This window comes from Actinokineospora lacus, assembly GCF_053813445.1.
On sequence record NZ_JBQERA010000013.1, the window covers coordinates 161,886 to 168,871 of the forward strand.

Here is a 6,986-nt window from a genome sequence, read left to right on the forward strand (position 1 = left end):
GCACGTCCGAGACCCGGTCGGAAGGTTCACTTGAACCCGTCGGGCCCGTCCGGCCGTGGTGCGGGCATGGTCACCACACCCACCGCGCCGGGGGCGGGCTCCGGCGAGATGTGCAGGCTCACCATCTGCGGCCCGTCGTCGCGGGTGGAGCTGGCCGTGCCCGCCCACGTTCCCGTCGCCGACCTCATGCCGACCGTGCTCGGCCACCTCGACCCGGCCCTGGCCACCAGCGGCCTGGCCCACGGCGGCTGGGTCCTCCAGCGCCTGGGCGAACCGCCGCTCGACGAGGACCAGGGCACCGCCGCCGCCGGACTCTACGACGGCGACCTGCTGCACCTGCGGCCCCGCGACGAGCAGCTCCCGCTGGTGGACTTCGACGACCTCGTCGACGGCGTCCACACCGGACTGTCCAGGCGGGAGGACACCTGGCGTCCGGCGCTGACCAAGCGCGCCTGCCTCGCCGTCGCGGGGTTGTGCGCGGTGCTGGCGGTGCTGGTCGCGGCGACGGCGGCGTCCGGCACGGGCGTGGCGCTGGGCGCGGGCGCGGTGGCGCTGGCGCTGCTGGCCGCGGCCCGGTTCGCCGCGGCGGCGGGCGAGACCGGGGCCGCGGCGGCGGCGGGTGCGGCGGCCGCCCTCGGGGCCGCCGTCGCGGGACTGGCCGTGCCCTGGGGGTCCCAGGACCCGGGCGCCTGGTTCACCGGGCCCGGCGTGCTCGCCACCGGGACGGCCCTCGCCGTGACCGCGGCCGCCGCCCGCGTCCTGACCGGCGTGGACGGCTTCACCGGCGCGGCGGTCGCGGGCGTCCTCACCGCCGTGGGCGGACTGCTCAGCCTGCCCTTGGGACCGACCGGCGGCGCGGCCGTGCTCGTTGCGCTCGCCCTCCTGCTGACCCGGGCCGCGCCCGCGGCGGCGGCCCGGCTCGCCGGGCTGGCCGTGGAGCCGGTGCCCACCACCCCGGGAGAGTTCCAGCAGGACCTCGACCCGGTCCCCAGCACCGAGGCCGTCGACCGGGCGAACCGGGCCGACACCCACCTCACCGCCTTCCTCGGCGCGCTCGGCGGCGTCCTGGCCGCCGCGCTCACCGCCGTCGCCGTCCACCCGGCGTGGGACACCGCCGCGCTCACCTCCGCCGCCGCCGTCGCGCTGCTGCTGCAAGCCCGCGAACTGCCCGGCACCCGGCACCGGCTCGCCGCCCTCCTGCCCGCCCTCCTCGCGCTGTCGGCGCTGGTGGCGGTCTGGGCCGGACACGGCGACGCCGTCCGGATCAGCGCGCTGGCCTGCCTGGTCGCGGCGGCCTGCGCGGCGCTGGCCGCCGCCCGGGTGCTGCCCGGCCGCAGGCTCGTCCCGCGCTGGGGCCGCCTGGGCGACATCGCCCACTGGTTCTGCGCGCTGGCCGTCGTGCCCCTCGTCCTGTCGGTCACCGGCGCCTACGGCGCGGCCGCCGCGCTCTTCGGTTGAACCCCGGCCGCACCGCCAACCGTGCGCACAGCAGACAACCCGCGAGAGGAGGACCACCGTGTACGGACGACGTGAACAGGTCGAGGCCCACTCCTTCCTGGCGGGCAGGCTCACCGCCGCCCTCCTGCGCACCGACCCGGACGCCCCCGACCGGCCCCTGCGCCGCACCACCGGCGGCGTCCTCGGCGGCGCCGCCATCGGCGCCCTGGTCGCCGCGGGCGTGGTCGTCTTCGGGCTGCTGACCGGGAAGGGCGGGGCCGACTGGACCGCCCCCGGGGTGCTGGTCGTCGACAGCGACACCGGCAACCGCTACCTCTACGTCGACGGCACGCTGCACCCGGTCCTCAACTACGCCTCGGCCCGGCTGCTGCTGGGCGAGGCGCCCAAGGTCGTCCGGGTCGGCGGCGACGAGCTCGCCGGGCTGCCCAAGGGCGCCCCCGCGGGCATCCTCGGCGCCCCGGACACCCTGCCCGCCGCGGGCGCCGCCCCGGCGTGGACGGTGTGCGCCCAGCCCGGCGGCCGGGTCGGGCTGACCGTCGGGGACCTGCCCGGCGCGGCGGTCGTCCCGGACGGGCAGGCCCTGCTGGTCCGCGCCGGGGACGAGACCCACCTCGCCTGGCGGGACCGCCGGTTCCGGGTCGCCGCCGCCTGGGTGCCGCGCGCCCTCGGGTTCGACCCCGCCGCGGCGACCTCGGTCGACCCGGTGTGGCTCAACGCCCTGGCCGCGGGCCCGGACCTGGGCGCGCCGCCGCTGGCCCGGGGCGGCAACGGCCCCGTGGTCGGCGGCCTGCCCACCGTGCTCGGCCAGATCGTGACCGTGCCCGACGCCGTCGGGCCGACCACCTACGCGGTGACCGCAGGCGGCCTGGTCCCGGTCACCGAGACCGCGGCGGCCCTGCTGGCCGCCGACCCGGCGGGCCCGGACGCGCCCAGGCTGCGGGTCTCCCCGGCCGAGCTGGCCGCCCAGACCGTGCTGCCCGCCCCCGACTGGCAGGCCCAGTGGCCGCCCGCGCCGCCGCGGCCGGTGGCCGCCGACGGCGCGCCCTGCGTGCGGTGGGCGGGGGAGTCGGCCGTGCTGACCGTCGCCACCGGTCCCGGCCGCGCCCCCGTGGGCGACCCGCCCGCCGCCATCCGCGACGCGGGCACCGCCGACGTCGTCGCCGTGGGCCCCGGTGCGGGCGTGCTCGCCCGCACCCGGCCTGCCCCCGGCGTCCCCGGCGCGGGCCTGTACCTGGTCACCGAGGCGGGCGCGAAGTACCCGGTGGGCAGTGCCGACGCGGCCGCCGCGCTGGGTCTGCCCGCCGACTCCGCCGCACCCGTCCCGGCCGACCTGCTCGACCTGCTGCCCACCGGGCCGCTTCTCGACCGGTCCCAGCCATCCACATAAGACTGTCTACCAAGGACAGACAACAACGAGAGGTAACGCCATGAGCACACCCGGGCGCAACGCCTACGACGACGCCATGCTCCTCGCCATCATCTCCGGCACCGACACCGCCCTGGGCAAGATGCAGTCCGTCAACAGCAACGTCGCGATGATCGCAGGCCAACTGCCCAACGTCAACCGCTCCACCTCGGGCCTGCGGCTCGGCCAGGCGCTGGGCGACTGGACCACGGCGTTCAACAAGGTCGTCGGCGACATGCAGATGCTCAACGAGAAGGCCAGGTCGCTGATGCAGCTCAACCGCAACATCGAGACCGAGACCTCGACCGCGACCTCCAGCTGAGCACTTCTCCCCTGTCCGGAAAGGACTTGCCATGACCTCCTTCGACATCAACAACAACGGCTACCTCGAAGTGAACGAGCAACTGCTGATGCAGGTGCGCATCACCGGCGACATCATCGAGGAGCTGAACAACGTCCTCAAGCACAGCGCCGCCGCCGTCGACAGCTCCGCGACCCTGCCGTGGCTGGAGGCGCAGGCGGGCTGGAACGAGGCGTACCGGCAGATGAGCCAGAAGCTCAACGCCAGCACCCTCAGCTCGATCAACGTCGCCGACATCTTCAACCAGGGCGACCGCCAAGGCGCCCGGGTCATGTACAGCTGACCAACCGCCCTCCCCGGTGGCCGCGGGCCCGCCCGGCCCGCGGCCACCGGCCAGCACCCGCAGGAGCGACCCGTGGCACAGAAGATCGTCTTCGATGAGGACAAGTACGACCAGCTCGTCAAGATGCTCGACCACATGGAGGACACGCTGCTCACCTACGCCGTCAACGGCGGTGACGTGTTCCTCGACGACACCTTCACCCTGGTGCCGCGCAACCAGAAGTGGCAGCCCGCGGTGGACCTGCTCACCGAGGGGCAGGCGTTCGGCCTGTCGGTGATGAACCAGAACGAGCTGCTGCGCCAGGCGATCGTGAAGTTCCGCAACGCCCTGGTGGCCGCGAAGGGCGTCTTCAAGGACATCGATGACCTCGCCACCTACGACGTGAACAAGTTCGTCGCCGAGTACCCGGACTTCAACGCGGGCGGCGGGCTGACCACCAGCAACGGCCCGACCGACCTGTTCGGCACCGGCGGGTCCGGCGAGACGGAAACCCCGACGAAGGACGACAAGACCGGCAAGTAGCTCCCGGACCAGGAGGGAAACCACCATGGCGCCACCCCCGCTCCCCGAGAACGGCGACTTCTCGGCGGCCACCTTCGAGCAGGTCGTCGCCGTCGTCACCGGCCAGGGCGCCGACCTGCGCGGCCTGGCCGAGAACGCCAGGAAACCCGGTTCCACGGACCAGTGGTTCGCCCTCCTGCCCGACAACGACCCGAACTTCTCCTACTACTACCAGGCGTGGGGCACGTTCTACTTCAAGATCAGGTGGAACCACGCCCTGCTCGACTCCTGGAACACCTCCTGGCTGGCGCTGGAGAACCTCACCGACCCGATGGTCTCGGCCAAGACCGGGTTCATGGACGCGCCGCTGCTGGCGCGCAACCACGCCGTCGTCGGGCAGTACCTGCGGTGGCTCGACCGCAACCAGGGCTACATCGACAAGGTGGTGGCCGGACTCAGGTCCGACGACAGCGCGTTCCGGGGCAAGGCCGCCTTCGCCATCCAGGCCAACCTCGAACGGCTCTCCTTCAGCATGAGGGACATCCAGTCCCAGATCCTCCTCGATCGCAAACCGACCACACCGGACGGGATCAAACTCGCCCACGACTCCCTGCGGACCTTCGGCCAGGGGATGGCGTACGCGTGGTGGGAGCACAACACCGCCCTGCGGGACAGGCCCAGGGAGGCGGTCGCCGCCGTCATCAACAACGTCGTGGACTACCTGCGCCTGTCCAAGCTGTTCAAGTCCGAGAATCACGACCGCGGCCCGCGCGGGCGCGGGTACGGGCACCTCGACCTTCTCGACGGGTACCGGCTCGACGACCTCAGCCAGGAGGAGGCCGTCAAGTACATCGAGCAGAAGATGACCCTGTACGCCTCCGACGCCTACCCGGGGCAGACACCGCTGCCCGCCGGGATGGACCGCCTCCAGGGCAGTCTGCGCGCGCCGGACCTGTGGGCGCAGGTCAACAACAACATCAGCAAGTTCGTCCTGTCCGAACTGGACAGCCTCGACCCGAAGGCGCGGTCGTTGCTGGCCACGCTCGGCGCGGACTACCGCAAGGCGGGTCGTTCCCTGGGGGACCTGAAGACCAACCAGCCGCCCACCATCGGCACCCCGCTCCCCGACCCGCCCGGTGGCGACGGCGGCCCGTCCGACAAGGACGATCTGCCCGGCCCGCCGGACAAGGAGGACCTGCCCGGTCCGCCGGACAAGGAAGATTTGCCCGGCCCGCCCGACAAGGAAGACCTGCCCGGCCCTCCCGAAAAGGACCCGGTGCTCGCATCCCCGCAGAACGTCGTGACGGTGCGCAGGCCGGAGGACAAGGACGGCGACGGCATCCCGGACTTCAGGGACCCTGAGGTCAAGCTCCCCGGGGGCAACGGCGGTGGCGGTGGGGGCGGCGGAGGCGGCCTCCCGAATCTGGACGGACCGGGTGGCGAACTGCCCGGTGGCCTCCCCGAGGGCCCCGGCACCCTCCCGCCGCTGCCGCTGCCCGTGCGCAGACCCGACCCGAAGAAGGACCGTCCGCGCCTGCCTGGCGACAACGCGCCCGGCGGACCCATCGACCTGCCCGAACCGCCCGGCCTGCTCGACCCCGACGACGGGTGGACCCCGCCGGGTCCGCTGCCCGACACCGGCCCCGCACCGCTGCCGAACCGCCACGAGAGCCCCGGGCTCATCGCGGGCCCCGGCGGCGGGGGCGCGGGCGCCGGACTGCCCGACCTGGCCTCCGGCCTGGCCGACGGGCTCGGCGCCGACGCCCTCGGCCTGCCGGGCGGGTCGGGTGGAGGCGGTGCGGGCGCCGACCCGTTCGGCTCCGGTGCGAACGCCGACCCGTTCGGCTCCGGCTCGCCCGAAGGCTGGGCGGACTGGTCCGGCGGCGGCGGGACCGGCTCCGGGCCGGGAGTGAACCCGGTGACCGAGGGCGCCCGTGATGACGGAAGAGGGTCCGGGTTCCCGCCGTTCTTCCCCCCGCTGGGGGGTGGCCTCGGCGGCGGACAGGGCGGCAAGGACGAGGAGCGCGAACGCCAGACCTGGTTGTCCGAGGACGAGGAGGTCTGGGGCACCACGTGCACCGCGGGCGCCGGGGTGGTCGGGCGGCCCGACGCCGACGACGTCGGCGCCGACGAGCCGCTGGCCCCCACCCACGTGCACGTGCGCTCCGCGGCAGGCCGAGGCCGGGGCGCGGAGGACACCAAGACCAAGGGGACGACCGCCTCGGCGACATGACCGAAGGAGAACAGCCAAGATGTCCACCCCGTTGCACAACAAGATGGCCGACGCGCTGGCCGACCTGCGCGTCCAGCGGGACAGGATCGAGCAGACCCTGGAGCGCATGCGGGCCGTGGAGGCCAGCGCCACCAGCGACGACCGCACCGTCGAGGCCACAGTAGACAATCAGGGCAGGCTGACCGCCCTGCGGCTCAACGGCCGCCGCTGGCGCGACACCTCCCCGAAGGAGCTGTGCGCCCGCCTGGTCGACGTGGTCAGCCGCGCCCAGGACAAGGCCGCCGCCGAGACCGCGGCGCTGGCCGCGGGCATGGTGCCCGCGGGCATGGACCTGGCGGCCCTGCGCGACAGCGGCCCCGACCTCGACGCCCTGTTCGCCGCCGTCGACGACCCGGCCGGGTGGTCGCGGTGACCGAGTGGATCAGCGCCGACCCGGACGCGCTGCGCCGGGGCGGGCTCACCATCGACGAGGTGTCCGCCCTCACCCGCGGCATCTGTCTGCGGCTGCTGGCCGCGGTCGAGCAGTACAAGGACGCGGGCGGCACCGGCGAGATGGGCGAGGCGTTCGCCACCGGCTACGTGCCCACCGCCGAGGACGGCGTGGCGTTCGTGAAGCTGCTCAGCGAAGTCGTCGGCGAGGTCGGCGGCAAGACCGTGGAGACCGCCCGCGTCCTGGGCGACACCTCGGACGAGGCCGACACCGCGGCCACCGGTTAACTGACGACACCCCGAGGCGGGACCGGCA

8 protein-coding genes are annotated in these 6,986 nt (G+C 74.2%); all 8 read left to right on the top strand.

Annotated features, from left to right (window positions below; all coding sequences use genetic code 11):
• Positions 1-66 precede the first annotated feature (66 nt).
• The 8 genes from eccD to ACTG9Q_RS27610 all read left to right on the top strand — a co-directional run bounded on the left by eccD (position 67) and on the right by ACTG9Q_RS27610 (position 6,958).
• On the top strand, positions 67-1,458 hold the full coding sequence (gene eccD / locus ACTG9Q_RS27575) for a type VII secretion integral membrane protein EccD (RefSeq protein ID WP_455575831.1): 1,392 nt from the start codon (positions 67-69) through the stop codon (positions 1,456-1,458).
• A gap of 58 nt (positions 1,459-1,516) precedes the next feature.
• Complete coding sequence (eccB, locus tag ACTG9Q_RS27580; RefSeq protein ID WP_455575832.1) at positions 1,517-2,845, top strand: type VII secretion protein EccB; 1,329 nt, start codon at positions 1,517-1,519, stop codon at positions 2,843-2,845.
• A 40-nt stretch (positions 2,846-2,885) separates the two neighbouring features.
• Entirely contained in the window at positions 2,886-3,185 is a 300-nt protein-coding gene (locus ACTG9Q_RS27585) for a hypothetical protein (RefSeq protein ID WP_455575833.1), read from the top strand.
• 31 nt (positions 3,186-3,216) lie between these two features.
• Entirely contained in the window at positions 3,217-3,507 is a 291-nt protein-coding gene (locus ACTG9Q_RS27590) for a hypothetical protein (RefSeq protein WP_455575834.1), read from the top strand.
• A 72-nt stretch (positions 3,508-3,579) separates the two neighbouring features.
• Positions 3,580-4,029, top strand: a complete 450-nt coding sequence (locus ACTG9Q_RS27595; RefSeq protein WP_455575835.1) for a hypothetical protein — start codon at positions 3,580-3,582, stop codon at positions 4,027-4,029.
• A 25-nt stretch (positions 4,030-4,054) separates the two neighbouring features.
• Positions 4,055-6,241: a hypothetical protein gene (locus ACTG9Q_RS27600; RefSeq protein ID WP_455575836.1), complete on the top strand. Its 2,187-nt coding sequence runs from the start codon at positions 4,055-4,057 to the stop codon at positions 6,239-6,241.
• Between the two features lie 19 nt (positions 6,242-6,260).
• On the top strand, positions 6,261-6,653 hold the full coding sequence (locus tag ACTG9Q_RS27605; protein WP_455575837.1) for a YbaB/EbfC family nucleoid-associated protein: 393 nt from the start codon (positions 6,261-6,263) through the stop codon (positions 6,651-6,653).
• Positions 6,650-6,958 (top strand): hypothetical protein, encoded by a 309-nt coding sequence (locus ACTG9Q_RS27610; protein WP_455575838.1) that lies wholly within the window; start codon positions 6,650-6,652, stop codon positions 6,956-6,958. Before ACTG9Q_RS27605 ends, ACTG9Q_RS27610 begins: the two co-directional genes overlap by 4 nt.
• Positions 6,959-6,986 lie beyond the last annotated feature (28 nt).

Excerpts from the sequence above, each read along its gene's own strand:
- eccD (WP_455575831.1), top strand. The coding sequence starts at position 67 with ATGGTCACCACACCCACCGCGCCGGGGGCGGGCTCCGGCGAGATGTGC.
- ACTG9Q_RS27590 (WP_455575834.1), top strand. The coding sequence starts at position 3,217 with ATGACCTCCTTCGACATCAACAACAACGGCTACCTCGAAGTGAACGAG.
- ACTG9Q_RS27605 (WP_455575837.1), top strand. The coding sequence starts at position 6,261 with ATGTCCACCCCGTTGCACAACAAGATGGCCGACGCGCTGGCCGACCTG.
- ACTG9Q_RS27585 (WP_455575833.1), top strand. The coding sequence starts at position 2,886 with ATGAGCACACCCGGGCGCAACGCCTACGACGACGCCATGCTCCTCGCC.
- ACTG9Q_RS27600 (WP_455575836.1), top strand. The coding sequence starts at position 4,055 with ATGGCGCCACCCCCGCTCCCCGAGAACGGCGACTTCTCGGCGGCCACC.